A 24861-nucleotide genomic window follows, 5' to 3' on the forward strand; every position below is an offset into this window, starting at 1 on the left:
CCTGGGAGCGGAAAGCCACCAGCGTCATGCGGTCAGTCCGGTATCGTCAGCGGGCCGCAATCGTCGTCGGCAACAAAGGTCGCCAGCAGTTCGGCCGGCTCGGTGGTGCTGGCATTCTCGGCGAAGAGATGGATCGCTCCGGGTGGCTCGAACCAGGTTTGTCCCTCCGTATAGGTGCCGACGGGGCCGCCCGCCAGTTGCGAACGCAGCGTGCCCTTGAGCACAAAAGCGCTGTCCGAGCCCGGATGCCGGTGTTGGGACGTATAGGCATTTGGAGGAAATGCGACGACGACCGTGGTGATCGACTTGCCGGGCACGTTAGGCAGCCTTTCGCAGGAGACAGGCGTGACGACCGTCTTGGGCCGCGCGGCGGCGGGGCTGCCCTCGGCAGCGCCTTCCATGTTCATACGCGTTTCCATGCCAACCGGCAGCACACCCGTCAAACCCGGACCGGTCCATTTCGCCGCCAGCGCGAACAGAACGGCGACGGCACTGATAGCGATCAGGGACTGGCCAGTGCGCAAACGGGCTAGATTGCTGATCATGTCGACGTCTCCGAGCGGATTGGTTCAGGCGGGCAAGCGGAAATCGGCGCGCCAGCCGAGCTCCTCGGCCGCCTTTCGCGTCGAGACGGCCCCGTTGGGTTCGGCAACGTTGAAGATGCCGGGCGCGCCATTGTCCAACGCGAGCAGCGCCGCATGGGCGGCCGCATCGACATGCAGCGGCGACGCGCCGGCAGCCGTATTCGCTCCCGTTCCCGGGCCATAGAGCTGGCCATACCGCAGGACGATGCCGGCGAATGGTGCGTCGAGGACGGCCGTTTCGAGCGCGATGACCCCGCCGACGCTGATGCCGCGATTGCCGCTCGCGCCGCCATCCAGGGGATCGGCCTCGGCATGCGGCTCGGGACCTGATGCATAGGCCCAGGCGATGCTTTGCGCGACCATGCGCCTGACGCCAGCGGCGGCGGCCGCGGCGACCAGATTGCCTGTGCCCTCGTCGCGAATGCGGGCGTTACGCACGACAGCCTCGGCCATGCGGCTCGGGTCCAGGCCCGCCGGCAGGTCGGTCAACTGGTGGACGACGATGTCGGGTCGGGCAGCAAGCATCGCCTGCATCAGTGCTTCGGCATCGAATACATCCACAACCGCCGGCTCGACGCCAAGGGCCTCCAATCTGGCGGCCTTGTCGGTATTGCGCGTGGTGCCCGTCACCTGATGGCCAGCGGCCAGGAGTTGCGGGACCAGCCGCTGCCCGATGGCGCCGGAGGCGCCGGCGAGAAAAATCCGATAGGCCATCGTCTTCGTCCTTGCTCTGCTTTAATATCAGGGTTCGAATAACATATAAGAGCTCTTACATCATGCGCAAGCCAAATCAGCCTCCGTCGGTTCCAGCTCCGGGCCAAGGCAAACGCGGCGAGGAAGGTTATCTCGGCTATCTCCTGCGGCAGGCGGCCGGCGCGCATCGGCTGAGAGTCGACCGGGCGCTGGCCGACCTCGGCGTGACCCAGCCGCAATTCGTCACTTTGACCATGCTGGCGGCCTATCCAGGCCTCTCCAACGCCGATCTTGCCCGGCTGGCGCTGCTCACCCCGCAAACGCTCAGTGTCATCGTCACCAATCTGGAGCGGGCCGGTTCGCTGGTGCGCAAGCCGCACGCTGTTCATGGCCGCATCCAGCATATCGAGCTCAGCGCCAGCGGAGAGGCGCTGCTGCGGCGATGCCGGGACCGGGTGCATGCGATCGAGAGGCAATTGGCCGACGGCCTGTCGGCGGCGGAGGAACGGGCGGTCAGGCGGTGGCTGGTCGGCGTTGCCACCGCCGACACCGCCGGGACCTGATTGCTTGCTGGCGGCCGGCAAGGATCGGGGCGCCGGACCGCTCAGGTCGGCATGGCTTCGCCGGCCTCGTGGAGCACGAGATTGCGCTCGCCGATGCCGAGCTCCGGCCAGGTCGCACGCCAGTCGGCGATATGCGGCGAGCGGAAATGCGCATCGAGCGCTGTCCTGTCGCGCCATGCCTCGGTGACCCGGATCAAGCCGGGATCAAGCACATCCTGCGCATAGGAATATTCAAGGCAGCCGTCCTCGGCGCGGCTGGCGCGAACCATGCGTTCCATCACCGGCCTTGCCTCGTCGAGCCTGTCGGGCGGCAGTCGGATCGTACCGATGATCAGCAGCATGGATTGTCCTTCGCGAGAGAGTCGATCCGGCCACTCTCCCACCCTCGCGCAAGCTTGGCCAGCTACGCTCGCCGGGCTGTCGCATGCTCGGCAGCCCATGGGTTCGAGGACGAGAATGGCGATCAGCGAAAGCATCCAGCCCGGCGCGGTGGCCAAGAACGGCCGCGATATCTTCTTCGCGCTCGGCATCGTCATCATCCTGGCCGTGCTGTTCCTGCCGATCCCGGCTTTCCTCATCGACATCGGCCTCGCCTTCTCGATCGCGCTTTCGGTGCTGATCCTGATGGTGGCGCTGTGGATCCAGCGGCCGCTCGATTTCTCCTCGTTCCCGACCGTGCTGCTCATCGCCACCATGCTGCGTCTGTCGCTCAACATCGCCACCACGCGCATGATCCTGTCGCATGGCAATGAGGGCACGCACGCCGCCGGCTATGTCATCGCCGGCTTCTCCAAGCTGGTGATGGCCAGCGACTTCGTCATCGGCCTCATCGTCTTCATGATCCTGATCGTGGTGAATTTCATCGTCATCACCAAGGGCGCCACCCGTATCGCCGAAGTCGGCGCGCGCTTCACCCTCGACGCCATTCCCGGCAAGCAGATGTCGATCGACGCCGACCTCTCCGCCGGGATGATCGACGACAAGACCGCGCAGTTGCGCCGCCGCGAACTGGAAGAGGAATCCTCCTTCTTCGGCTCGATGGACGGCGCCTCGAAATTCGTGCGCGGCGACGCCATCGCCGGCCTCATCATCACCGCCATCAACATCGTCGGCGGCATCGCCATCGGCTACATCAGGCACGGCATGGGCATGGGCGAGGCCGCCGACGTGTTCATCAAGCTGTCGGTCGGCGACGGTCTGGTCACCCAGATCCCGGCGCTGATAGTCTCGCTCGCCGCCGGCCTCCTGGTCTCCAAGGGCGGCACGCGCGGTTCGACCAACCAGGCCGTGTTCGGTCAGCTCGGTGCCCATCCGCGCGCGCTCTACGTGGCGGCCGCACTGCTGGTGCTGCTCGGCCTGATGCCCGGCCTGCCGCTGTTCCCGTTCTTCGCGCTCGCCGCCGGCATGGCCGGCCTCGGCTATGTCATTCCGATGCGCCACAACCGGGCCGTCGCCGAGGCCGAGGCACTGAAGAGCCAGGAGAAGGCGACCAAGGCCGAGGAAGAAAAGAATTCGGTCAAGGCCTCGCTCGCCACCGCCGAGATCGAACTCCTGATCGGCAAGCAGCTTTCGACCCGGCTCCTGGTCTCGCATCAGGAACTGGTCTTCCGCATGTCCAAGATGCGCAAGAAATTCGCCCAGCAATACGGCTTCGTCGTTCCTGAAGTCCGTGTCGCCGACGACTTCGCCATCCCGCCGAAAAGTTATCAGATCAAGGTGCATGGCACCGTGGTCGCCGAATATTCGATGCGCGTCGGCGAGATCATGGTGCTGCTCGGCAGCCGCGACATACCCGAAATCCCCGGCGAGGAAATCCGCGAGCCCGCCTTCGGCATGCGCGCCTACTCCGTCATGGAAACCTTCGCCGAGGATTTGAAGCGCGAGAACTTCACCTTCGCCGACAACATGTCGGTGCTGCTCACGCATCTCTCGGAAGTCATCCGCAACAACCTGCCGCAGCTCCTGTCCTACAAGGACATGAAGGCGCTGCTCGAACGCCAGGACCAGGAATACCGCAAGCTCGCCGACGAGATCTGCACCACCCACATCTCCTATCCTGGCTTGCAGGCGGTGCTGAAGCTTTTGCTTGCCGAACGCGTCTCGATCCGCAATCTGCACCTCATCATCGAGGCCATCGCCGAGATCGCGCCGCATGTGCGCCGCACCGAGCAGATCGTCGAACATGTGCGCATCCGCATGGCCCAGCAGATCTGCGGCGACCTCTCGGAAGGCGGCGTGCTCAAGGTGCTGCGCCTCGGCAACCGCTGGGACCTCGCCTTCCACCAGAGCCTCAAGCGCGACGCCAAGGGCGAGGTGCGCGAGTTCGACATCGATCCGCGCCAGCTCGAGGAGTTCGGCCAGGACGCCACCAAGGCGATCAAGAAACATCTGGAAGCCGGCGAGCGCTTCGTGCTGGTCACGGCGCCCGACGCCCGCCCCTATGTGCGCATGATCATCGAGCGCCTGTTCACCACGCTGCCGGTGCTCTCCCATGTCGAAATCGCCAAGGGCGTCGAGATCAGGGTGCTCGGGACCATATCGTGAGCGTTCTCTCGCAGGCCGTCGTCATCGCGGCGTTTCTCGCCTTCTGCCGCATCGGTGCCTGTTTCATGCTGATGCCGGGCCTGTCCAGCGCCCGCATCCCGGTTCAGGTCAGGCTGTTCGTCGCGGTCGCCGCGACCGGCGGCCTGCTCGCCTTCCTGTGGGACAAGATCTTTCCCTTCGTCGATCCGCGCCCGCAGATCCTGGTGCCGATGATCGTCTCGGAGCTGCTGGTCGGCGGACTGATCGGTGCCATGACCAGGCTCTACATGGAATCGCTTCGCTTCATGGGCTCGGCCATTGCCATGCTGATCGGCTATGGCGGCTCCGGCGGACCGGCGATCGAGGAGCCGGAACCGCAGGCGGCGCTTGCCGCCATCATTTCGTTCTCGGCGCTGCTGATGCTGTTCGTCTTCGACTTCGATCACGAGATCGTCCGCGCCCTGGTGACGTCCTACACGGTCGCGCCGGTCAACGTCTTCTTCAACCCGCAGGCAGCGCTGGTCGACGTCACCGACACCGTGTCGGACACGTTCTTCCTGGTCATCCGCCTCGGCAGCCCGTTCGTCGCCTATGCCATTCTCGTCAACCTGACGATCGGCTTCGTCAACAAGCTGACCCCGCAGATCCCGATCTACTTCATCTCCCAGCCCTTCGTCATCGCCGGCGGCATGCTGATCTTCTATTTCGCCATCGGCACCATGCTGTCGCTGTTCGTCGACGGCTTCGTCGACCTCACGCTGGCGAGGTGACATGAGCACGCGCAAGGATCGCTTGAGAAAACTGGTCAAGGTGCAGGAGCAGCTGAAAGCCCTGCACGAAACCCGCCACGCCACCTTCGTCGCCGCGGCAAACGCCGCCGAGACCGAAGCCCGCGAATTGATCGGCCATTTCGACCAGGACAATTCCCTCTCCAGCCTGTTCCCCGATCTCTATCATCGCCGCATCGCCCAGGCCGTCGTGCGCCAGGAGGAGAGCCTGGAAAGCGCAAGGCAAGAAGCCGGCCTCATCGCCGCGGCAAGCGCCCGCACCAACATGGTCGAGCGCGCCTACAAGGACGTCCGCAACCGCGACGAACGCGAGAGATCAGACCGCGAGCGCCTGGACCTGATCGCGCAGAAGCGGGGCGAGGAATAGTGCCGGGGCTCGATCATTGGCCCGAATTCATCAATGTTGCGAAGACAGCCCATCCGCCTGCCGCGGAAATTGTGTTTAACGGTCGACACCCCAAACGTCCGGATTTCGTGCGAAGTACTCGATCAGCATTTCGATGAGGACCCGGACCTTCTGCGCGGGGTGCCGACCCGGCGGTCGGACGACATAAGCGCCTGCCGAAGGTGGAGGATAGCGTGTCATCACCGGAACCAGCGCGCCGGAGGCCACATATTCGTATGTGATGCAATCGGGGAGCCAGGCGATGCCGAGTCCTGCCGCAGCGGCAACGGCAAGCGCCGTAGCGTTGTCGGCCTTGAACCTGCCCTGCGGCTGAACCGTGACGATCTTGTCGCCATCCATGAACTGCCAGGCTTCCGTTCCCTGCATGAGGGCCTGATGGTCGACGAGTTGCTCTACCGTCTCAGGTGAACCGTGCGCTTTGATATAAGCCGGGCTTGCGACAAGCTTTCCGTAGATCGGCCCGATGCGCTTCGCGATCAGGTAGGAGTCCTGAAGATAGCCGACCCGGATCGCGCAATCGAAACCTTCGGAGATCAGATCGACGAAGCGATCGCTGTAGGAGGTATGGATGTGGAGCTGCGGGTGATGTTGCGCCATTTCCGCAAGAACGGGGGCGAAGTGGGTCGGGCCGAAAGAAAGCGGCATCGCAACCCGCAGGCGGCCGCGCAACTCACCAGTGGGGAGGATCGTTTCCCTGGCCGTGTCGATCTCGGCGCTGGCTCGGGCCGCATGGTCCCTGAACGTCATGCCCGCTTCCGTGAGCGCAGCGCCACGGGTCGTTCGTGCCAGAAGCTGGACGCCAAGCTCCGCTTCAACCCGAAAGAGCCGCCGACTGACGATCGATTTGGAGACGCCGAGCCGGCGCGCGGCGGCCGATACGCCCCCTGCATCGGCCACTACGACGAATGTCTGTAGATCTTCAATGTCCATTCCGGCGTTCCTCGTTTCGCAACACAGCTTGCCTCACTATGGCACTACCGCATCACCAAGAGGAACAGCAAATTGCGTCCAGGCAACGCCGCCCGCTGGCGCATGTCTCCCCTGAACCCATTGCCGTCCATGGCAGCAGAGAAAGGAAGTCTTGATGACCCCTCGCAACGGCCTTGATTCGCTTCTTCGTCCTGAAGACTCGGTCCTCGTTCTGATCGATCACCAACCTTATCAGCTCGCAAACCTGAACAGCCACGATCCGCACATGGTGGTCAACAACACGACCGCGCTGGCGAAGCTAGCAAAAGCCTTCAATGTTCCGACCATTCTCACCAGCGTGATCGCGGCGCGCGGTGGACTTCTCTTTAAGCAGATCACCGACGTATTTCCGGACCAGGAAGTCATCGATCGCACCTGGGTGAACACCTGGCAGGACGAGAATGTGGTGAACGTCGTCAAGGCGACCGGCCGCAAGCAGCTGATCATCGCCGGCCTGTGGACCGAGGTCTGCGTCGCAATGCCTGTGATCCAGGCGGCCGGCGAAGGCTGGGACGTGACCGTGATCGCCGACGCGTCGGGCGGCATTTCGAAGGAGTCTCACGAAGTTGCCATCCAGCGAATGATCACGGCCGGCGCGAACGTGATGACCGTGATGGCGCTCGCTGGCGAATGGCAACGCGATTGGGCGCGCACCGAGCATGTCGAGGAGTTGACCGAGATTCTCATCCAGCACTTCGGCGGCAGCGGCATCGCGTATCTTTGGGAGCAGCAGCTTCTCAACACGCCTGTGCCGAGCACGGTGCGCTGATTTGGGGGGGGTGACGAAAGTCTTGAGCGATCCGCTCCGAACAAGCTGATTGCATATCGACTAGCGTCATCCCCTCATGTTCTGCTTCTGGCACTTGGCAGACCCGATTCCCGCCCCTGCGCCTCCCACTCCCCGCAAGCCTGCCACAAGCTTGTTGAGGCATGGTCCGGGCTAAGGAAACCCGGCAAAAGGCGGACCTTCTTGGCGATCTCTCCACCCAGCGACATCGTGATGGATGTCGCCCGAGCTGCCGATCCGATGGATATAGAGGCTGCCCGCGCCGCGCTGACCAAGCGCGCCGGGAGCGTCGCCGGCACGTTTTCGGTCGACACCGCGGCCTCGGTCGATGCCGGCTCGATCCTGTCGCGCGCGACGGCTGACAAGGCTGCGGCGACAGCCGATCCTGCCAAGAAATTCAAGAAGTTCGAGGCGATGGTCTTGCAGACCTTCATCCAGAACATGCTGCCCAAGGATACCGAGGGCGTCTACGGCACGGGTCTCGCCGGCGACATGTGGAAATCGCAGCTCGCCGAGCGCGTCGCCGACGTCATGGCCGATCGCGGCGGCATCGGCATCGCCAAGTCGCTGCTCGCCGACCACTACATGGACGGCAAGCGCAAGGTGCCGATCGGCCCGGTTTCGAACGGACCGGAAAAGACCGAGATCGATCAGCAGACCCGTCTGTCGACCTCGCTCGTCCAGGAATTGCAGCGCAAGGCCGCCAAGTCGATGACCGGCGACGAGACAACCATAAAAACAGACATCAAGATCTAGACTGGGAAACACCATGGCCGACTCTTCCGAATTGACCGCCAACCTGCCAGCGCGCGCGAGCGCGTCGGACGCACCGACCGCCTTTGCACGGCCTGGAAACCTTGCTGCCATCATCGGCCGCATCGAGGAGGTGGTCGAGGAAGAGACCGCCGGCATCCGCACCGACACCGGCTATGACCTCAAGGCGTCGAACGCCCGCAAGAGCCGTTATCTCTACGAGCTGACCCGTGCCATGAAGGGCGGCAGCGAGGCCGAATTCCTCGAGCAGCACCGCGAGGGCCTGACCCGGCTGCGCCAGAAGCTGGCGAAGAACGAGGCCGCCATTCTGGCGCATCTGAGCGCCGTCAACGAAGTCGCCGGCCTGCTGCGCAGCGCCATCCAGCGCGCCGAAACCGACGGCACCTACTCCGCCGGCGAGTTCGGCAGGCAAAAAGGTTAGAGCGCGGCGATGCCGGGCTCGGGATCAACATGATCAAGGTCATCGCCATAGCGGTCTGGATCTGCGCCGCCACGCTCGGCGCGGTGTTCTATTCGTTCCAGGCCGCCGGCGAACGCGGCGTCGGCGAAAAACCCAAGCCGATGCTGGGCGGGTTGGACTACGTCAAGACCGACGTCATTTCGGTGCCGCTGATCCACGATTCGAAGATCGACGGCTACTTCCTGGCCAAGCTCGTCTATACCGTCGAGCCGGAACAGATAAAGAAGCTGTCGATCCCAGCCGAGGCGCTGATTACAGACGAGGTCTACACCTATCTCTACGCCCACCCCCAGATCGACTTCAGCAAGAAGGCGACGGTCGACCTCGATGCCTTTCGCGGCGCCATCCGCGACACGATCAACACCCGTGTCGGCGCAACCCTGGTCCATGAGGTCCTGATCGACCAAGTCAATTTCCTGAGCAAGGATGAGATCCGCGACAACTGGCTGCGCCGGCGGCAGGACGCCGGCACCCCGGCGCCCGAGACTCCCAAGCCGGTCAGCGCGCATTGAGCGATCGGCCATCGGCCCGCTGCCGGCGGTCCCGATAGTGGTCGGCGGTCGGCCCAGTTCCACCAATTCGCGTTGACGTAAACGTCAATCCAAAGCTATATGCGGCAGCGATCATGATCGCCAGTGATGCCGCATGGACTTCGGCTGGACCGAAGTGCCGATGCGTGACGGATGCAACCAGACAGGAGAACAGCGTGAGCGTTCAGGAGATTGCCGAGAAGATCAAGTCGCGCGTGGCCAGCAGCGGGTTCGATCGTTCCGTGAAATTCGACACCGGTAGCGACGGCGTCATCGTCATCGACGGCGCAACCGTCTCGACCACGGATGCTCCCGCCGACTGCACCATCAAGCTGTCGCTCGACGATCTGGATTCTCTGATCGCGGGCGACCTGAATCCGACCATGGCCTTCATGACCGGCAAGATAAAGGTCGAAGGCGACATGACCGTCGCCATGGCGCTGAGCCAGTTGATCGGCTGAACGGACGCAGCCGCCAGAAGCGGCCTTGAAATAGCAAAACGCCGCCTTTTCAGGCGGCGTTTTGTATTGAAGGAGTCGCGCTTAAGCCTCACGCGCCAGGATCTGCGCCTGCGCCTTGAGCTTGCGGCCGGACGCCTTCAGCGTACCCTCGGCACCGTCAAGCGCGCCATCCACCAGTTCCAGCGCCAGCAGGCGGTGCCGCTCGTAAGGCCCCGGCATGGCGAGCGCTCCGGTCCTGGCGGCCGAAAAGCCGAAGCGTCCATAATAGGGCTCGTCGCCGACCAGCAGGATCGCCGCGTGGCCGAGGCGCGCGGCTTCCGCGATCGCATGGCGCATCAGCGCCGAACCGATGCCGGCACTCTTGAGCGAGGGATCGACGGCGAGCGGGCCGAGCAGCAGCGCTGCCGGACCACCCTCACCCAGCGTGACGTCCCATAGCCGCACCGTGCCGGCCACGCCGCCCGAGGCATCGCGCGCGACGAAGGCAAGACCCTCCGAGGGCCGGCGGCCGCGCCGCAGCTTCTCCGACGATTTGGTCTTGCGCTTCGGGCCCATGGCACGATCGAGCAAGGCTTCGCGCGCCGCCACGTCGGCAACGGTTTCGGCGACCATTACGAAGGCCGGCGCATGAGCCACGATTTCAACTGACATTTCCATTTCCGCAATCCTTGGCGAGCGGAGATCTGTTCCACAGGCGAGCCCAAGCGGGCGACGGGCGCCCATCAGGGGTGATCTGAACAGCTCTAGCGAGCTGTCAGATCACGTAGGATCGGAGAGGCTCGAAGCCGTTGAAGGCGACAGCCGAGTAGGTGGTCGTGTAGGCGCCGGTGCCTTCGATCAGCACCTCGTCACCGATGGTCAGCGACAAAGGCAGCGGATACGGCGTCTTCTCGTACATCACGTCGGCCGAATCGCAGGTCGGGCCGGCGAGCACGCAAGGCGCGGTCTCGGTGCCGTCATGCGCGGTGACGATCGGGTAGCGGATCGCCTCGTCCATCGTCTCGGCCAGACCGCCGAACTTGCCGATGTCGAGGAACACCCAGCGCACATTGTCGTTGTCGGCCTTCTTCGAGATCAGCACGACTTCCGACTTGATGACTCCGGCGTTGCCGACCATGCCGCGGCCTGGCTCGATGATGGTCTCGGGAATGGCGTTGCCGAAATGCTTGCGCAGCGCCGAGAAGATCGCCTGGCCATAGGCCTGCGCCGCCGGCACGTCACGCAAATAGCGCGTCGGAAAGCCGCCGCCCATATTGACCATCTTGAGCACGATGCCTTCTTCGGCGAGCGTCGCGAACACCTTCTTGGCGTCGGCCAGCGCACGGTCCCATGCGGTCAGGTCGGTCTGCTGCGAGCCGACATGGAACGACACACCATAGGCGTCGAGGCCGAGGCCCTTGGCATGGCGCAGCACGTCGACGGCCATCGCTGGCACGCAGCCGAATTTGCGCGACAGCGGCCATTCGGCGCCTTCGCCATCGGTCAGCACACGGCAGAACACGCGGGCGCCGGGAGCGACGCGGGCGATTTTCTCGACCTCCTCGACGCAGTCGACCGCGAACAGCTTGATGCCGAGCTGGTAGGCGCGTGCGATGTCACGCTCCTTCTTGATGGTGTTGCCGAAGGAGATGCGGTCCGCCGGCGCACCGGCGTCCATCGCCATCTCGACTTCGGCAACGGAGGCGGTGTCGAAGGACGAGCCCATCGCAGCAAGCAGGCGCAGGATTTCCGGCGCCGGGTTTGCTTTCACCGCATAGTAGATCCTGGAATCGGGCAGAGCCTTCTCGAAGGCGCGGAAATTGTCGCGCACGACATCGAGGTCGACGACCAGGCAGGGGCCGGACGGGCGTCGGGTGGCGAGGAAGTCGAGGATGCGCTGTGTAGCCATCGGGTTTCTCCATCGCGCCTTTCGGCGCGCACAAGGGTGCGGACACGGGCTTTCGGCCTCGCGAACACGCGGTCAAACAAAGGCGGGACGGAAAATCCATGGAACCAGCCGGTGGAGACCCCGGAACCATGAAACGCCGTCTCGCGGCGATGAACCTTGGCCTTGCCCGGCTTCGGTTCGCTTTGTCTGCCTTGGCTTGGATTGGGAGAACCCCGTTCCGCACTGCCGGCAATGAAGGTGTGCCTCTTCAGTAACCCCGGTCTTTGGACAACCGGCAGAGAACCAGAAAGGCCCGCACCGTCGTTGCTTCAAGGTGTCCTCGGTCTGGCGGTTGGCCGCTAAACCGACTGGAGGGGTTGGCTCCAGTTACCTTACCGATTTCCCTCACCATTCGAGGACCGGCGGACACCCACAGGCACGTGCGACTTTGGGCAAGCGCGATATAAGAGCGAAGCATTTCACAATCAATAAAAATCGTGTCTCAGGTTGTAAAATTTCTGGCATCGAACAATGTTGGCGCAACCGTATCCGGATATCGAACGATGACAGGCACGCACGGCCCCTTCAACGCCTTTCTCGACCTTCGACAGATGCCGGTGGCGCATGCCGAGCTTGGGCCGCTGGCCGGGCTGCGGCTGGCGGTCAAGGACATTTACGACGTTGCCGGCTACCGTACCGGTTGCGGCAATTTGCAGAAATTCGCCAAGGGCCACGCCGCGTCGCGCACGGCACCCGCCGTGCAGATGATTCTCGACGCCGGCGCGCGTTTCGTCGGCAAGACCCAGACCGACGAGCTCGCCTTCGCTCTGTTCGGCCAGAACGCGCATTTTCCGTTTCCGGTGAATCCCGCGGCTCCCGACCGCGTCACCGGCGGTTCGTCGTCGGGGTCGGCGGCGGCGGTGGCGGGCAGGCTGGCCGGCATCGCCACGGGGTCCGACACCGGTGGTTCGATCCGCGCGCCGGCAAGTTTCTGCGGGCTGATCGGGCTCCGCACCACGCATGGCCGCATTTCCCTCGAAGGCACCATGCCGTTGGCGCCCAGTTTCGACACGTTTGGCTGGTTCGCCGACGACATCGAAACCTACGAGACCGTCGGCAAGTTGCTGCTCGGCCGCGACCCGCACCAGCATCCGCTCGATCGCCCGCTGGCGCTCGGCTGGCTGGACGAAATGGTCGCCCGGCCGGCAATCGCCGAATATGCGGGAATGAAGGCGCTGGCCGGCGCGGTGTTCGGCACGCCGGCGACGCCGACGACGCGCTTCAGCTCTCCGCCGGATGAACTCTATTGGTGCTTTCGCCGGCTGCAGGCCAGGGAGGCCTGGACGGTGCATGGCGAATGGATCACCAGCGGCGAGCGCGACCTTGGGCCTGGGGTCGAGGAGCGTTTCGGCTTCGGCCGTGCGGTCGACGACCGGACGGCGCAAGCCGAAAAAATGCGCCGGCTGACCTTTCGCGATGAATTGAGCGCCCTGCTCGGCAAGGACGGCTTCCTTGTCCTGCCGACGGTGCCAGGCCCGGCGCCATACGTCGACAGCACACCCGAGCAGTTCCAGGCCTATCGCGAGCGCGCCTTGCATCTTCTGTGCCTGGCCGGGCTCTCCGGCTTTCCCCAAATCACCTTGCCGATCGGCTCGGTCGCTGGCGCTCCTTTCGGCCTGTCGCTGCTTGGCCCTTCCGGCAGCGACATAGCCCTGATACGGCTCGGCCGAAGACTACTCGATGCCGCACGAAAGGCTTGATTCATGGACACATTGACGCGCATGCGCGCCTTCATCGACGTCGTCGAGGCCGAGGGCTTTTCGGCGGCGGCGCGCAAGATCGGCCGCTCCAAGGCACTGCTGTCGAAATATGTGCGCGAGCTGGAGGACGAGCTCGGCGCGTTGCTGCTGAACCGCACCACGCGCCAGTTCTCGATGACCGAGGCCGGCCACACCTACTACCGCCGCGCCTCGGAGATCGTGCGCGAGGTCGACAGCCTGGCCGACGCCGTGCGCGAATCCTCCGGCGACGTGCGCGGCCGGATCAAGCTGTCGGCGCCGCGCACTTTCGCCGACGCGCCGATCGGCCAGTCGCTGATCGACTTCGCCAAGCAATATCCCGATATTGTCCTCGACATCCAGCTCGACGACCGCTTCGTCGATCTGGTCGAGGAAGGCTTCGACCTCGCGGTGCGCATCTCGCGGCTGGAGAACTCGTCGCTGATCGCCAGACGGCTGGCGCCGTTTTCGATCAAGCTCTGCGGCTCTCCCGACCTGATCGCCAGGCACGGCATGCCGACACGGCCCCAGGATCTCGGCCACATGCCCTGCATCGTCGACACCAATGGCCGCGGCCTGAACAACTGGCCGTTCAAGGGCGACAATGGCGATCCGGTGAGCATCGCCGTGTCGGGTCCGATCGAGGTCAACAGCCCGATGGCGGCGCGCGCCGCGGCCTTGTCGGGGCTTGGATTCTGCGTCCTGCCGGATTTCATCGCCGCGCCCGACCTCAAGAGCGGCCAATTGGTGGCGGTGCTGGATGACCGCATCCTGCCCGGCGGCGGCATCTTCGCCGTCTACCCGCATCGCCGCTATCTGCCGGCGAAGGTGCGCGTTTTCGTCGACTTCCTGGTGCAGTGGTTCAGGACGCGCGAGAACGCCTGACCAGCCTCAGTGTGCGTGTCGTTGTCCCGAAACCGCTTCGCACTTTTGGGTGACATGCGCCGGCGGTCCCATTTTCGCCCCCTTTCTGGTAACCTTCGACAACTCTCTCCGAAAGCCAAGGGAATCGCGACCGCGAATGCATTTGAAACGGCACGCAATCATGCTGGCTTCGGCCTTGGCGGCGACCTTTGCCGCGACGGGACCCGCCGAGGTGCATCCGCACGTCTTCGCCGAGGCACGCCTCGACGTCATCCTGTCCCCGGATCACCAAAGTGTGAAAGCGTTGCGTCACCTGTGGCGCTTCGACGACCTGTTTTCGAGTACTGTGATGATGGAGTTCGACAAGAACTCCGACCTGAAGCTTGACGACAAGGAGCTGAAGGAGGTCGCCGATACCGTCCATGCCTCGCTGGCCGAGTTCAATTATTTCCAACTCGTCACGCAGAACGGCAAGGACGTGACGATGGTGCCGCCGCCGCATCTGATGGCCAATTTCGACAACGACCAGTTGATCATCCTATTCGAGTCCGAACCCAAGGTGCCGATCAAGCTGACCGGCACGATCGACATAGGCGTCTACGATCCGACCTTCTACACGGCGATCGACTTCACCGAGGATTCCAACATCACCGTCGAGGGGCTGCCGTCGAACTGCACGAGCAAAGTCGTCCGGCCGGACCCGGACGAGGCGATCAAGGAAAACCAGAAGACCCTGACGGATGCTTTCTTCAACGATCCGACAGGCACCGACATGAGCAAGATCTTTGCCACCAAGCTCGAACTGACCTGTCAGCCAGAAGGATAGATCCGGTGAACCTGATCGGGAACTGCTCGAAACCGTCCCTGCGTCTGGCATTGGGCCTGTTGGCCCTCACCTTTGCCATGATGCATTTCGCCAATGCCGCGCACGCCCAGAGTTCGCTCGGCATCGGCGTCAATGACGGCATGGCGCCGACCACCGGTCCGTTCGCCCATATCCTGATGTGGATCAATCTCAGGCAGCAGGAATTCTATCGCGCGCTGGCGACAGCCATGAAGGCGATGCGCCAGGACAACAGCAAGATCTGGATACTCGTCGGACTGTCCTTCGCCTACGGCATTTTCCACGCCGCCGGCCCCGGCCACGGCAAGGCGGTGATCTCGTCCTACATGGTGGCAAACGAAGTGGCGCTGAAGCGCGGCATCCTGTTGTCCTTCGTCTCGGCGCTGCTGCAGGGCCTGACGGCGATCCTGGTCATGCTGCTTGCATATTTCGTCCTGCGCGGCACCACCATCTCGATGACCGATGCGGCCTGGTTCATGGAGATCATGAGCTTTGCCCTGGTCACCCTCTTTGGCGCCTGGCTTTTGTGGCGCAAGCTGGGTCCAGCCGTCCTGCGCCTGTTTGGCAAGGGGCCAGCCTACAGCCTCTCGGCGGCTCACGCCGGTCATTCCCATGCGGGCGGCCATTCGCATGGCGCCCACGACCATGCGGTGCACGCACATTCCCATGCACTTAACGCGCATGACGTTCACGACCATACACACAGCCATTCGCACGATCATCATGGCCACGGCGGGCATGACCACGACCATGGCGCGCACGATCATGCGCATCACGACCACGCCAGCGGCGAGGTCTGCGAAACCTGCGGCCATTCGCATGCGCCCGATCCGGCGCTGCTTTCGGGTGACCGCTTCGATTGGCGCACGGCCTGGTCGGCGGTGGCGGCGGTCGGCATCCGCCCCTGCTCCGGCGCGCTGATAGTGCTGAGCTTCGCGCTTCTCAACGGGCTCTGGCTCGGCGGCTTGCTGTCGGTGCTGGCGATGTCGATTGGAACCGCCATCACCGTTTCGGCGCTGGCGACGCTTGCCGTGACCGCCAAGAACTGGGCGGTCTATTTCGCCGGTGACGGCCGCATGGGCAACCGCATCCATTCGATCGTCGAGATTGGCGGCGCGGCCTTCGTGTTCCTATTTGGACTGCTGTTGCTGTCGGCGAGCCTGACAGGCACCGTGTAGAGCTGCCCATACCGTTGGATGGGCAAGGCGCACCGCAACTCCTAACCGGGAATCTTGCCGCCGAGCTCATCCTCGATATGGGCTCGGATGATTTCGTCAAAACTCTTCTCGGCGCTGAAGCCAAGCTCCCTTGACCGCCGCGCCTCGAACCGCGTCGGCCAGCCCTTGACGATCGCCCAGATCGTCTCGTCGGGCACCTCGCGGATCAGGCTTACCGCCTTCGATCCGGCGATGCGTTCCAGCGCCTCGATCTGCTCACCGACGGTGACGGCGACGCCCGGCATCGTCAGGTTGCGGCGCGGCCCGACAGCATTGCCGTCGATGCCAGCCGCATGGATCAGGAAATTCACCGCCGAGCGCGGGCTGGCGTGGGTGTGCACGACCGAGCGCGGCACCGGCAGGATCGCCTCCTGCCCGCTCAGCGGTTCGCGGATGATGCCGGAGAAGAAGCCGGAGGCCGCCTTGTTCGGCTTGCCCGGCCGCACGCAGATCGTCGGCAGCCGGATGCCGATGCCATCGAAGAAGCCGCGCCTGGAATAGTCGGCCAGCAGCGCTTCGCTCATCTGCTTCTGGGTGCCGTAGGAGGTCAGCGGCGTCGGGTGGAATTCGTCCGGTATGACATCCGGGAACGGCGCGCCGAACACCGCGATCGACGAGGTGAACACGACGCGCGGCGCGAACCCCGCCAGGCGGATGGCGTCGAACAGCGCGCGCGTGCCGTCGAGGTTGACGCGGTAGCCGAGTTCGAAATTCGCTTCCGCCTCACCCGACACGATGCCGGCGAGGTGGAAGACGACATCAGGGCGCGACGCAACAAGACCTTCTGCGGCGCCTCCTTCGGCAAGGTCACCCATGTGCAGTGCGACGCTGACGCCGTCCATGGCTGGCGCCTGCGGCGGCACGATGTCGTGCAGATCGAGCGCGGTGATCTTCTTGCCGCGCAACGTGCCGTCCTTGGCCAGCCGGGCGATGAGCTTGCGGCCGACCATGCCCGCCGCGCCAGTGATCAGAATGCGCATGTCCGATACCCCTTACTTGTCCCGATTTTTGCGCTGGGTGCGCGCGCGCAGCCAGAACACCAAGAAAAACGCCAGCACGAAGGCGGTGCCGAAGATACCCGCCAGCACGGTCGAATAGTTGCCGAGTGCCAACATCACGGTCGGCAGGTAGAAAACGGCAATGCCGAACAGAAGCATGATCCAGACCGCCGCGATGGCCGCATTGCGCGTGTCACGGTCCATCATGCTGCACCACCGGAGCGGCGGTCGTTCATCGGGCTGAGTTTCAAGGCTGGAGAACTCCTGAGGCAGATCCGACTAATGGTCATCGATCGGACCTAGTGATATTGGCCATGACGCGGGGCCGCATCGTGCTCATGCTCATGATCGTGGTCGTCGCCATCGTCGGCGCACTGGCCGAATTCCGATTCCACGGTGGCATGGCTGATGCCGTGCTCGCTGGCAAGCCGCTTCTTGATGGCACTGACCGCCTGATGCGCATCGACGCCCTCGTCAAGGCAGGCGTGCAGCGTCGCCATGCTGCTCGTGCCGTCGATCGACCAGATATGCATATGGTGCACTTCGCGCACGCCCTTGACTGTTGTCTGGATATCCCCGGCGATCAGGTCGCGGTCGAGGCTTGGCGGCACGCCTTCGAGCAGGACGTGGGCGGCGGCGCGCATCAGTGACCAGGCGGTGGACAGGATCAGCAGCGAGACCAGCACGGACAGGATCGGGTCGATCGGCGTCCAGCCGGTCGCCACGATGACCAGTGCCGCCACGATCGCGGCGGCCGAGCCGAGCAGATCGCCAAGCACATGCAGGATGGCGCCACGCATGTTGAGGTTGTCTCGATCGCCGCCATGCAGCACCAGGAAGGAACCTATATTGACCAGCAGGCCGAGGATCGCCACCACCAGCATCGGTCCGCCCAGCACCGGCGCCGGTGTCAGCAGGCGATTCCATGCCTCGTAGACGATCCACAGCGCGATGACGAAGATGGCGATGCCGTTGGTGTAGGCTACCAGCGTCTTGACCCGGCCGAACCCATAGGTGAGCTGGCCGGTCGCCGGCCGGCCTGCCAGATGGAAGGCATACCAGGCCAGGCCGAGCGCAATGGCGTCGGCGAGCATGTGGCCGGCATCGGCCAGCAGCGCCAGCGACCCCGTAAACAGGCCGCCGAGCGCCTCCGCCACCATGAAGCCCGCGGTCAGGCAGGCCGCGATCAGGACGCGCTTCTTGTCGGTCGAGCCATGCATATGGCCGGCGCCGTGGTCATGCCCGCCGTGATCGTGCCCGCTGTGATCGTGGGTATGCGCCAAATGGCAAACTCCCGTTACGCGCCGAATTCCGCGCGAAAATCTTCCAGGCGGCGCTTTTGCTGGCCATCGGCGTCGAAGTTGGCCGGATCGAGCCAGGCTTCATAGGCCTTGCGCAGAGCCGGCCATTCCTTGTCGATGATCGAATACCACGCGGTGTCGCGGTTTTCACCCTTGACGATGAGATGCTGGCGGAAAATGCCCTCGAACTTGAAGCCGAACCGTTCCGCCGCGCGCTTCGACGGCTCGTTGCGGTTGTTGCACTTCCACTCGTAGCGGCGATAGCCGAGTTCGTCGAAGATGTATTTCATAAACAGGAACTGCGCTTCCGTCGCCGCCGGCTTGCGCGAAATGAGCGGTCCCCAGTAGATGTTGCCGATCTCGATGACGCCATAGGCCGGATCGATGCGCATCAGAGTCTGGCGTCCCGCGATCTTGCCGCTGGCCTTGTCGATGACCGCGAAGAACAACGGATCCTCGCTCGCCTCCACCTTGTCCAGCCAGGGCTGGAAGGCGGTGCGGGTTTGCGGCGGATAATCGGGTAGCCAGGCGAAGCGGCCGTCGACATCGGCTACGGACGACGCTTCATAGAGGCCGTCGCCATGTGTTGCGGCACTCAGCGGCTCGAGCCTGACATAGCGGCCCTCCAGCACCTTGCGCTCGGGCCGCGGGCGCGGCTGCCAATTTTCAAGATTTTCCGACACCAGAAACTCCAATCCGTTTGACTTTTGCGAGCGGACGCTCACAAAAACGCTGCCGCAGAGTAAGAACCACAGGGACGGGAAAAATGCTCCACACGATTTCGGCCTTCGACCGTCTCGGCGAGGAAAACGCCTTTGCCGTGCTGGCGCGAGCAACGGCACTTGCCCAACAGGGCCGCGACATCGTCAATCTCGGCATCGGCCAGCCCGACTTCAAGACGCCGCAGCACATCGTCGAGGCGGCGATCAAGGCGCTGCGTGACGGCCATCATGGCTACACGCCGGCCAACGGCCTTCTGGCAACGCGCGAGGCGGTGGTGCGGCGCACGCTGACCACCACCGGCGTCGAGGTCTCGCCCGAGGCGGTGATGATCATGCCCGGCGGCAAGCCGACCATGTTCGCCGCCATCCTGATGTTTGGCGAACCCGGCGCGGAGATCCTCTATCCCGACCCCGGCTTTCCCATCTACCGCTCGATGATCGAATTCACCGGTGCAACCCCCATTCCCGTGCCGATGCGCGAGGAGAACGGCTTCGCCTTCTCGGCGCAAGAGACGCTGGCGCTGATCACGCCGAAGACCAGACTCCTGATCCTCAACTCGCCGGCCAACCCGACCGGCGGCGTCACGCCCCGGGCCGAGATCGAAAAACTGGTCAAGGGGCTGGAGAAGCACCCCGACGTCGCCATCCTCTCCGACGAGATCTACGACGTCATGACCTACGACGGCGAGACGCATTGCTCGCTGCTCGGCTTTCCCGAGATCCGCGACCGGCTGATCGTACTCAATGGCTGGTCGAAGACCTGGGCAATGACCGGCTGGCGCATGGGCTGGTCGATCTGGCCGAACGGCGACAAGGGCGCCCATCTCTACGACAAGGTGCGCAAGCTGGCGGTCAATTGCTGGTCCTGCGTCAACGCGCCGAGCCAGTTCGCCGGCATCGCTGCGATCGACGGCCCGCAGGACGACGTCGACAAGATGATGCGCGCCTTCGACAACCGCCGGAAGATCGTGGTCGAAGGCCTGAACGCCCTGCCAAACGTCTCCTGCATCACGCCCAAGGGCGCCTTCTATGCCTTCCCCAATGTATCGAAGACCGGCTGGAAGGCCAAGAGGCTCGCCTCGGCCCTGCTCGACGAGGCCGGCGTGGCGCTGATCGGCGGCCCCGATTTCGGCATTCTCGGCGAAGGCTATATCAGGCTTTCCTACGCCAATTCCGAAGAGAACATCCTGCGGGCGCTGGAGCGGATCGGAGCATTCCTGGCGAAGTGAGTTCGAGCGACGCGCTCCAAGCCTTGTCGTTATCAAGCGCGTCTTCGCGACGGTCCAGCCGCAGTCTCGGCGTCGCAGGCATCGCCGCCGCTTGATGACCCGGAGCACATGCAGGCGTTTGATCCAGCGCAAAATGCCGGGCTGCCTGTCGGTGTAGGATGACAATCGTCAGCGATAGGACAATCCCATGCGGAAAGATTTGATGAGGTCACCCACGGCAATCAGCGCGATCCTGGCCCTTGCGCCCGGCGCTGCATGGGCACAGGCACTGCCGGATGCCGACAGGTATGCCTATGGTCCCGGCATGATGTGGTGGGGCGGAGGTTGGGCGATGATTTTCGGTCCGTTGTTCATGATCCTCTTTTTCGTCGTGTTGGTGGCTGCCGTTCTGCCTCTCACTCGCTGGCTGGGCGGGGCGGTTGTAATGCCACCTCATCACCACGCGCTGCCGGGTCGCTCGCCTGTTGACATTCTCAAGGAGCGCTTCGCGCGCGGCGAAATCGACAAGAACGAGTTCGAGGAGCGACGGCGAGTGCTCGGCGATTGATGCACATCGCCCAAAGTGGGCAGCGGCTTCGGCGAATGCATCGAGACAAAAACCTGAAGCGCGTCGTCTGAACCCGTCTCAGCGCGACATGCTGTAGGTGCTTCGCTCGACCAATGCTTGGCGGCTATCCGCGGCCGACAAACGGCATCTTCGTCGCCATCACGGTCATGAACAGCACATTGGCGTCGAGCGGCAAGCTCGCCATGTGAAGCACCGCGTCGGCAACGCGCTGGACATCCATCACCGCTTCGGCGGCGATCGAGCCGTTGGCCTGCGGGACGCCGACGGTCATCGGCTGCGCCATCTCGGTCAGCGCATTGCCGATGTCGATCTGGCCGCAGGCGATGTCGAAGGGACGGCCGTCGAGCGCCAGCGTCTTGGTGAGACCGGTGATGGCGTGCTTGGTCGCCGTATAGGGCACGGAGCCCGGACGCGGCGCATAGGCCGACACCGAGCCGTTGTTGATGATGCGGCCGCCCATCGGCTTCTGCTTGCGCATGGCGCCGAAGGCAGCGCGCGCGCACAGGAACGAACCGGTGAGATTGACGCCGACAATATCGTTCCACACCTCGACCGGGATCTCGTCGATCGGCGTCGACTTGTAGCCCATGCCGGCATTGTTGAAGAGCAGGTCGACGCGGCCGAACGCCTCCGCCACCGTCTCGAACAGATCGTCGACCTCGCCGGCCTTGCTGATGTCGCAGGCAACCGCCAATGCCCTGGCCTCGGTCGGGCCGATCTTGGCGATCGCGGCATCCAGCACCGGCTTGCGGCGCCCGCAGAACACCGTGTTCCAGCCCGCCTTGAGCAATGCCGTGGCGACGCTCTTGCCGATCCCGGTGCCGGCGCCGGTGACGATGGCGGTTTTTTGCTCGGTCATGGCAGTTGTCCTCCGGCGGCGCTGTGCGTGCTCGCCTGATCCACAAGTTGGTTCGAGTGGAGAAGGCATCGCAAATGATGGCGGCGATGGCAAGCGCGGCCACCGGGACGTGCCGTCGAAAAGTGAAACGCGTTTCTCTGGAGAGAACCAGGCGAACGCCGACAAAAAGGGCGGTCATTGGCGACCGCCCTGATCTGAACCGGGCTTGGGAGGAGGAAAGCCGATCCGACTGTGTAGAATCATGCGCTTCCTGAGTTAACGAAAGGTAAACGCCTCCAGGGCCCTCTGTGCCAATCCGGGTTACCAGCGCGGATTGGGTGAAGTACCCTTGGCGGTGGGCACTTTCGCCGCCGAAACCGTTGCCTCGACATGGTCGATCAGGGCATCCGGCAGGCCAAGCCGCCCGGCAAGCAGGTCGAGGTAACCGCGCTCGGCACGCGTGTCGGGGTCGATGGTGAGGCGCGACGCCGTATAAAGCTCGAGCTTCTGCGCATCGGTCCTGGCGCCGGCCACCAACGTGTCGAGGTCGAGCGGGCTCTCCAGCTCCGCCATCAGGAATTTTTCAGCATCGGTGCCGATCCCGGCGAGGCTGAGCTTGCCGGCGATCTTCTGGCGTTCCTCGTCGTCGACATGGCCGTCGGCCTTGGCCGCCGAGATCATCGCCCGCACCAGGGTCAGCGTGAACTCATCCTCGCCTTGCGGCGCCTGCGACGGGTGGAAGGCAGTGTCCTTGGGTGGCGGCAGCAATTCCGGCTCGCCGGCGGCGGGCGCCTGTTCCGGTGCGTTGCCGGCCTTGTAGTTCTGGTAGGCCTTGTAGGCGAGGCCACCGATGGCGGCCAACCCGCCGAGCTTCACCGCGGCACCCGTCACCTGCCGGCCGGCACCGGTCCCAAGCAGCACGGCCGCCAGCGCACCGGCGGCCAGCGGATTGTCCCTGGCCATCTGCACCGCCTGGCCGGCCTTGTCGCGGACCGTGCCGCTGGTGCCGGGAACTTGCGAGCCGAGCAGATCGTCGAGAAGCTTCTTGGGATCGAACATCAATGCCTCCAGGATTTGCCCGGCCGAACGGGCAGGTTTCGAACGCCGAAGACGTAGGTCCCGAAGCTTGACATTGCAATGACAGGCGGCCCCGGTTTGCCCGGCCCCGGCGCCTCGATCAAGATCCGATATGCGGTCCCCTGCCCCGGGCTTGCGCGAGCTCGACCTGCCGCTGGCGCTCTGCGTAGCGCTTGCGGTCCTCATCCGAGCGGGCGTCGAAGCAATGCGGGCACGAAACCCCGGCGGCATATTTCGGCGACATCAGGTCGCTCTCCGTCAGCGGATGGCGGCACGCGCGGCACAATTCCGCTGCGCCCTCCGCGAGGCCTTGCGACACCGAAACCCGCTCGTCGAAGACGAAGCATTCGCCTTGCCAGAGGCTCTGTTCGGATGGAACCTCCTCGAGGTATTTGAGAATGCCGCCCCTGAGGTGGAACACGTCCTCGAAGCCGAGCGACTTCACATAGGCGGTCGCCTTTTCGCAGCGTATGCCGCCGGTGCAGAACATCGCCACCTTGCGGCCTTCGAGATCCGCCCGATGCGCTTCCACCCAGGCCGGGAACTCGCGAAAGCTCGCCGTCGCCGGATCGACGGCGCCCTTGAAGGTGCCGATCGAGACCTCATAGGCGTTGCGCGTATCGATGACGATCGTGTTGGGTTGCGAGATCAGCGCATTCCAGTCGCCCGGTTCGACATAGGTGCCCGCGCTTGCCGCCGGGTCGATAGTCTCGACGCCCATGGTGACGATCTCGCGCTTCAGCCGCACCTTCATGCGGTGGAACGGCATGGCCGCGGCACTGCTATACTTGACCTCGAGGCCCGCCAGTCCGTCGATGGCTTGGATATGTTCGATCAGCGCGGCGATCGCTTCCCCGCTGCCGGCTACGGTTCCGTTGATGCCCTCATGAGCCAGGAGCAGCGTACCCTTGATGCCGCGGCCGCAGCAGAAGGCCGCAAGCGGCGCGCGCAACGCCTCGAAGGCGTCGAGCCGGGCAAAACGGTAGAGCGCGGCGACGCGAACTGGCTGGGATGGCGCGGGCGGTGTTGTCATTGCCTGAGCAACTAGACGCTCGCAGAAGCCGATTCAAGGCGAAACGGGTCGGGCTGCCTGTCATGGCCTTGTCGAGAAAGAACCTTTAAGCTTGATGGCAGCGCGTGACATCGCGCCGCGACCGGTTTCGTGGACAGGGCAATACCCGTCTGCTAATCGGTTGAAATACCCTTCGATGCGGCCCGACAAGGAGAGACAGATGCCCAGCAAGACCGAGAAACTCCTGTCGCTCGTCAATGGCCAGCCAGTCATTCCGGTGTTGAAGATCGCCAACGTCGCCGATGCGGTGCCGTTGGCCCGTGCTCTGGCGCGCGGCGGCTTGCCGGCGATCGAGATTACGCTCAGGACAGCGGATGCGCTCGAAGCGATCCGTCGTGTGGCGGGCGAGGTCGAGGAGGCCATCGTCGGCGCCGGCACCATTCTTGACAGCAAGCAGTTCGACGAGGCAGCCGGTGCAGGCTCGCGCTTCATCGTCAGCCCCGGCATCACCCGTGAGCTTCTGGCTGCCGCCGCCGACAGCGAGGTTCCGTTGCTGCCCGGCGCGATCACGCCCGGCGAGATCATGGCCGCGCGCGAAGCCGGCCTGCGCTTCCTGAAATTCTTCCCGGCCGAACAGTCCGGCGGCATCGCTTCGCTGAAGGCCTTCGCCTCGCCGCTGGCCGACGTCAAATTCTGCCCGACCGGCGGCATCACCGGCAAGAACGCTGCCGACTATCTCAGCCTGTCCAATGTCGTCTGCGTCGGCGGCTCGTGGGTGGCGCCCGACGACATGGTCAAGGCCGGCAAGTGGGACGAGATCGAAGCGCTCGCGCGGGCCGCGAGCAAGCTTCAGCGATAACGCCTGTCGGCTCGGCACGAAAGAGCCCGGCCGACTTTCGCCAACCGGGCCGCATTGCTTTCTTCTCAAGCACAGGTCAGTTGCAGACCCTGACCCTCTCGACCACCCTGTGATGGTGCTGCCAATGCGTGACCACCTTGGTCCTGCAG

At 64.1% G+C, this 24861-nt stretch carries 29 protein-coding genes; 16 read left to right on the forward strand and 13 right to left on the reverse strand.

The window, feature by feature from the left end; all coding sequences use genetic code 11:
* Positions 1–32: 32 nt before the first annotated feature.
* Positions 33–545 carry a cupin domain-containing protein gene (locus FJW08_RS10890; protein ID WP_140810535.1) on the reverse strand — a complete coding sequence of 171 codons (513 nt, stop codon included), beginning with the start codon at positions 543–545 and terminating at the stop codon, positions 33–35.
* 24 nt (positions 546–569) lie between these two features.
* A complete protein-coding gene (locus tag FJW08_RS10895) occupies positions 570–1298 on the reverse strand; it encodes an NAD(P)-dependent oxidoreductase (protein ID WP_140810536.1) in 729 nt (242 codons plus the stop codon).
* A 62-nt stretch (positions 1299–1360) separates the two neighbouring features.
* Here FJW08_RS10895 and FJW08_RS10900 point away from each other — a divergent pair, with 62 nt between their 5' ends.
* The gene (locus tag FJW08_RS10900) at positions 1361–1840 is read left to right on the forward strand and encodes a MarR family transcriptional regulator (protein WP_140810537.1); all 480 of its coding nucleotides are present in this window, start codon (positions 1361–1363) and stop codon (positions 1838–1840) included.
* A 41-nt stretch (positions 1841–1881) separates the two neighbouring features.
* Here FJW08_RS10900 and FJW08_RS10905 read toward each other — a convergent pair whose 3' ends face one another.
* Complete coding sequence (locus FJW08_RS10905) at positions 1882–2181, reverse strand: putative quinol monooxygenase (protein WP_140810538.1); 300 nt, start codon at positions 2179–2181, stop codon at positions 1882–1884.
* Between the two features lie 115 nt (positions 2182–2296).
* Here FJW08_RS10905 and flhA point away from each other — a divergent pair, with 115 nt between their 5' ends.
* Genes flhA through FJW08_RS10920 form a run of 3 tightly spaced genes read left to right on the forward strand, consistent with a single transcriptional unit; the run spans position 2297 to position 5518 of the window.
* On the forward strand, positions 2297–4384 hold the full coding sequence (gene flhA / locus FJW08_RS10910; RefSeq protein ID WP_140810540.1) for a flagellar biosynthesis protein FlhA: 2088 nt from the start codon (positions 2297–2299) through the stop codon (positions 4382–4384).
* Positions 4381–5133 (forward strand): flagellar biosynthetic protein FliR, encoded by a 753-nt coding sequence (fliR, locus tag FJW08_RS10915; protein WP_140810541.1) that lies wholly within the window; start codon positions 4381–4383, stop codon positions 5131–5133. Before flhA ends, fliR begins: the two co-directional genes overlap by 4 nt.
* 1 nt (position 5134) lies before the next feature.
* Entirely contained in the window at positions 5135–5518 is a 384-nt protein-coding gene (locus FJW08_RS10920) for a hypothetical protein (protein WP_140810543.1), read from the forward strand.
* 75 nt (positions 5519–5593) lie between these two features.
* Here FJW08_RS10920 and FJW08_RS10925 read toward each other — a convergent pair whose 3' ends face one another.
* Positions 5594–6487: a LysR family transcriptional regulator gene (locus tag FJW08_RS10925; protein WP_140810545.1), complete on the reverse strand. Its 894-nt coding sequence runs from the start codon at positions 6485–6487 to the stop codon at positions 5594–5596.
* 154 nt (positions 6488–6641) lie between these two features.
* On the opposite strand from FJW08_RS10925, the gene FJW08_RS10930 reads away from it, so the two are divergent.
* The 5 genes from FJW08_RS10930 to FJW08_RS10950 all read left to right on the forward strand — a co-directional run bounded on the left by FJW08_RS10930 (position 6642) and on the right by FJW08_RS10950 (position 9538).
* Positions 6642–7295: a hydrolase gene (locus FJW08_RS10930; protein WP_140756470.1), complete on the forward strand. Its 654-nt coding sequence runs from the start codon at positions 6642–6644 to the stop codon at positions 7293–7295.
* Between the two features lie 231 nt (positions 7296–7526).
* A complete protein-coding gene (locus FJW08_RS10935; RefSeq protein ID WP_140756472.1) occupies positions 7527–8069 on the forward strand; it encodes a rod-binding protein in 543 nt (180 codons plus the stop codon).
* A 13-nt stretch (positions 8070–8082) separates the two neighbouring features.
* Positions 8083–8508 carry a hypothetical protein gene (locus FJW08_RS10940; protein ID WP_140755974.1) on the forward strand — a complete coding sequence of 142 codons (426 nt, stop codon included), beginning with the start codon at positions 8083–8085 and terminating at the stop codon, positions 8506–8508.
* Between the two features lie 29 nt (positions 8509–8537).
* A complete protein-coding gene (locus FJW08_RS10945; protein ID WP_140810547.1) occupies positions 8538–9059 on the forward strand; it encodes a hypothetical protein in 522 nt (173 codons plus the stop codon).
* Between the two features lie 194 nt (positions 9060–9253).
* The gene (locus FJW08_RS10950; RefSeq protein WP_027144782.1) at positions 9254–9538 is read left to right on the forward strand and encodes an SCP2 sterol-binding domain-containing protein; all 285 of its coding nucleotides are present in this window, start codon (positions 9254–9256) and stop codon (positions 9536–9538) included.
* Positions 9539–9619: 81 nt separating this feature from the next.
* Here the strand turns inward: FJW08_RS10950 and FJW08_RS10955 are convergent, their stop codons facing one another.
* Together FJW08_RS10955 and odc2 are read right to left on the reverse strand one after the other, a co-directional pair.
* Entirely contained in the window at positions 9620–10195 is a 576-nt protein-coding gene (locus FJW08_RS10955; protein ID WP_140810549.1) for an N-acetyltransferase, read from the reverse strand.
* 97 nt (positions 10196–10292) lie between these two features.
* On the reverse strand, positions 10293–11426 hold the full coding sequence (gene odc2 / locus FJW08_RS10960; RefSeq protein WP_140810551.1) for an ornithine/lysine decarboxylase: 1134 nt from the start codon (positions 11424–11426) through the stop codon (positions 10293–10295).
* A gap of 542 nt (positions 11427–11968) precedes the next feature.
* On the opposite strand from odc2, the gene FJW08_RS10965 reads away from it, so the two are divergent.
* The 4 genes from FJW08_RS10965 to FJW08_RS10980 all read left to right on the forward strand — a co-directional run bounded on the left by FJW08_RS10965 (position 11969) and on the right by FJW08_RS10980 (position 16069).
* Positions 11969–13165 (forward strand): amidase, encoded by a 1197-nt coding sequence (locus FJW08_RS10965; RefSeq protein ID WP_140810552.1) that lies wholly within the window; start codon positions 11969–11971, stop codon positions 13163–13165.
* A 3-nt stretch (positions 13166–13168) separates the two neighbouring features.
* Complete coding sequence (locus FJW08_RS10970; protein WP_140810553.1) at positions 13169–14068, forward strand: LysR family transcriptional regulator; 900 nt, start codon at positions 13169–13171, stop codon at positions 14066–14068.
* Positions 14069–14204: 136 nt separating this feature from the next.
* A complete protein-coding gene (locus FJW08_RS10975; protein ID WP_140755986.1) occupies positions 14205–14873 on the forward strand; it encodes a DUF1007 family protein in 669 nt (222 codons plus the stop codon).
* A gap of 14 nt (positions 14874–14887) precedes the next feature.
* The gene (locus tag FJW08_RS10980) at positions 14888–16069 is read left to right on the forward strand and encodes a nickel/cobalt transporter (protein WP_140810619.1); all 1182 of its coding nucleotides are present in this window, start codon (positions 14888–14890) and stop codon (positions 16067–16069) included.
* A 41-nt stretch (positions 16070–16110) separates the two neighbouring features.
* Here the strand turns inward: FJW08_RS10980 and denD are convergent, their stop codons facing one another.
* The 4 genes from denD to FJW08_RS11000 form a co-directional block, all read right to left on the reverse strand.
* On the reverse strand, positions 16111–17088 hold the full coding sequence (denD, locus tag FJW08_RS10985) for a D-erythronate dehydrogenase (RefSeq protein ID WP_140810554.1): 978 nt from the start codon (positions 17086–17088) through the stop codon (positions 16111–16113).
* A gap of 12 nt (positions 17089–17100) precedes the next feature.
* A complete protein-coding gene (locus FJW08_RS10990) occupies positions 17101–17313 on the reverse strand; it encodes a hypothetical protein (RefSeq protein WP_140755990.1) in 213 nt (70 codons plus the stop codon).
* 92 nt (positions 17314–17405) lie between these two features.
* Positions 17406–18389 carry a cation diffusion facilitator family transporter gene (locus FJW08_RS10995; RefSeq protein ID WP_140810556.1) on the reverse strand — a complete coding sequence of 328 codons (984 nt, stop codon included), beginning with the start codon at positions 18387–18389 and terminating at the stop codon, positions 17406–17408.
* 14 nt (positions 18390–18403) lie between these two features.
* Positions 18404–19090 (reverse strand): GNAT family protein, encoded by a 687-nt coding sequence (locus FJW08_RS11000; protein WP_140810557.1) that lies wholly within the window; start codon positions 19088–19090, stop codon positions 18404–18406.
* An 83-nt stretch (positions 19091–19173) separates the two neighbouring features.
* Between FJW08_RS11000 and FJW08_RS11005 the strand changes: the two genes are divergently transcribed.
* Together FJW08_RS11005 and FJW08_RS11010 are read left to right on the forward strand one after the other, a co-directional pair.
* Positions 19174–20358, forward strand: coding sequence for a pyridoxal phosphate-dependent aminotransferase (locus FJW08_RS11005; protein WP_140810558.1), 1185 nt, complete (start codon positions 19174–19176; stop codon positions 20356–20358).
* Between the two features lie 187 nt (positions 20359–20545).
* On the forward strand, positions 20546–20905 hold the full coding sequence (locus FJW08_RS11010; RefSeq protein WP_210241181.1) for an SHOCT domain-containing protein: 360 nt from the start codon (positions 20546–20548) through the stop codon (positions 20903–20905).
* Positions 20906–21029: 124 nt separating this feature from the next.
* Here FJW08_RS11010 and FJW08_RS11015 read toward each other — a convergent pair whose 3' ends face one another.
* The 3 genes from FJW08_RS11015 to FJW08_RS11025 form a co-directional block, all read right to left on the reverse strand.
* Positions 21030–21785, reverse strand: a complete 756-nt coding sequence (locus FJW08_RS11015; protein WP_140810559.1) for an SDR family oxidoreductase — start codon at positions 21783–21785, stop codon at positions 21030–21032.
* A 300-nt stretch (positions 21786–22085) separates the two neighbouring features.
* On the reverse strand, positions 22086–22823 hold the full coding sequence (locus tag FJW08_RS11020; protein WP_140810560.1) for a tellurite resistance TerB family protein: 738 nt from the start codon (positions 22821–22823) through the stop codon (positions 22086–22088).
* Between the two features lie 118 nt (positions 22824–22941).
* Positions 22942–23874, reverse strand: a complete 933-nt coding sequence (locus FJW08_RS11025) for a rhodanese-related sulfurtransferase (RefSeq protein WP_140810561.1) — start codon at positions 23872–23874, stop codon at positions 22942–22944.
* A 199-nt stretch (positions 23875–24073) separates the two neighbouring features.
* On the opposite strand from FJW08_RS11025, the gene FJW08_RS11030 reads away from it, so the two are divergent.
* Positions 24074–24712, forward strand: a complete 639-nt coding sequence (locus FJW08_RS11030) for a 2-dehydro-3-deoxy-phosphogluconate aldolase (RefSeq protein WP_140810562.1) — start codon at positions 24074–24076, stop codon at positions 24710–24712.
* The last annotated feature ends 149 nt before the right edge of the window (positions 24713–24861 follow it).

It is taken from the genome of Mesorhizobium sp. B3-2-1, assembly GCF_006439515.1.
GTDB lineage: Bacteria > Pseudomonadota > Alphaproteobacteria > Rhizobiales > Rhizobiaceae > Mesorhizobium.

Coding starts and splice junctions, on each gene's coding strand:
- FJW08_RS10965 (WP_140810552.1), top strand. CDS start 11,969: ATGACAGGCACGCACGGCCCCTTCAACGCCTTTCTCGACCTTCGACAG.
- FJW08_RS10940 (WP_140755974.1), top strand. CDS start 8,083: ATGGCCGACTCTTCCGAATTGACCGCCAACCTGCCAGCGCGCGCGAGC.
- FJW08_RS10975 (WP_140755986.1), top strand. CDS start 14,205: ATGCATTTGAAACGGCACGCAATCATGCTGGCTTCGGCCTTGGCGGCG.
- FJW08_RS11030 (WP_140810562.1), top strand. CDS start 24,074: ATGCCCAGCAAGACCGAGAAACTCCTGTCGCTCGTCAATGGCCAGCCA.
- FJW08_RS10990 (WP_140755990.1), bottom strand. CDS start 17,313: ATGATGGACCGTGACACGCGCAATGCGGCCATCGCGGCGGTCTGGATC.
- FJW08_RS10935 (WP_140756472.1), top strand. CDS start 7,527: ATGGATGTCGCCCGAGCTGCCGATCCGATGGATATAGAGGCTGCCCGC.
- denD (WP_140810554.1), bottom strand. CDS start 17,088: ATGCGCATTCTGATCACTGGCGCGGCGGGCATGGTCGGCCGCAAGCTC.
- FJW08_RS10930 (WP_140756470.1), top strand. CDS start 6,642: ATGACCCCTCGCAACGGCCTTGATTCGCTTCTTCGTCCTGAAGACTCG.
- FJW08_RS10920 (WP_140810543.1), top strand. CDS start 5,135: ATGAGCACGCGCAAGGATCGCTTGAGAAAACTGGTCAAGGTGCAGGAG.
- FJW08_RS10945 (WP_140810547.1), top strand. CDS start 8,538: ATGATCAAGGTCATCGCCATAGCGGTCTGGATCTGCGCCGCCACGCTC.
- FJW08_RS10895 (WP_140810536.1), bottom strand. CDS start 1,298: ATGGCCTATCGGATTTTTCTCGCCGGCGCCTCCGGCGCCATCGGGCAG.
- FJW08_RS10900 (WP_140810537.1), top strand. CDS start 1,361: ATGCGCAAGCCAAATCAGCCTCCGTCGGTTCCAGCTCCGGGCCAAGGC.
- FJW08_RS11010 (WP_210241181.1), top strand. CDS start 20,546: ATGCGGAAAGATTTGATGAGGTCACCCACGGCAATCAGCGCGATCCTG.
- FJW08_RS11020 (WP_140810560.1), bottom strand. CDS start 22,823: ATGTTCGATCCCAAGAAGCTTCTCGACGATCTGCTCGGCTCGCAAGTT.
- FJW08_RS11015 (WP_140810559.1), bottom strand. CDS start 21,785: ATGACCGAGCAAAAAACCGCCATCGTCACCGGCGCCGGCACCGGGATC.
- FJW08_RS11025 (WP_140810561.1), bottom strand. CDS start 23,874: ATGACAACACCGCCCGCGCCATCCCAGCCAGTTCGCGTCGCCGCGCTC.
- FJW08_RS11005 (WP_140810558.1), top strand. CDS start 19,174: ATGCTCCACACGATTTCGGCCTTCGACCGTCTCGGCGAGGAAAACGCC.
- FJW08_RS10925 (WP_140810545.1), bottom strand. CDS start 6,487: ATGGACATTGAAGATCTACAGACATTCGTCGTAGTGGCCGATGCAGGG.
- odc2 (WP_140810551.1), bottom strand. CDS start 11,426: ATGGCTACACAGCGCATCCTCGACTTCCTCGCCACCCGACGCCCGTCC.
- FJW08_RS10905 (WP_140810538.1), bottom strand. CDS start 2,181: ATGCTGCTGATCATCGGTACGATCCGACTGCCGCCCGACAGGCTCGAC.
- FJW08_RS10955 (WP_140810549.1), bottom strand. CDS start 10,195: ATGGAAATGTCAGTTGAAATCGTGGCTCATGCGCCGGCCTTCGTAATG.
- FJW08_RS10970 (WP_140810553.1), top strand. CDS start 13,169: ATGGACACATTGACGCGCATGCGCGCCTTCATCGACGTCGTCGAGGCC.
- flhA (WP_140810540.1), top strand. CDS start 2,297: ATGGCGATCAGCGAAAGCATCCAGCCCGGCGCGGTGGCCAAGAACGGC.
- FJW08_RS10890 (WP_140810535.1), bottom strand. CDS start 545: ATGATCAGCAATCTAGCCCGTTTGCGCACTGGCCAGTCCCTGATCGCT.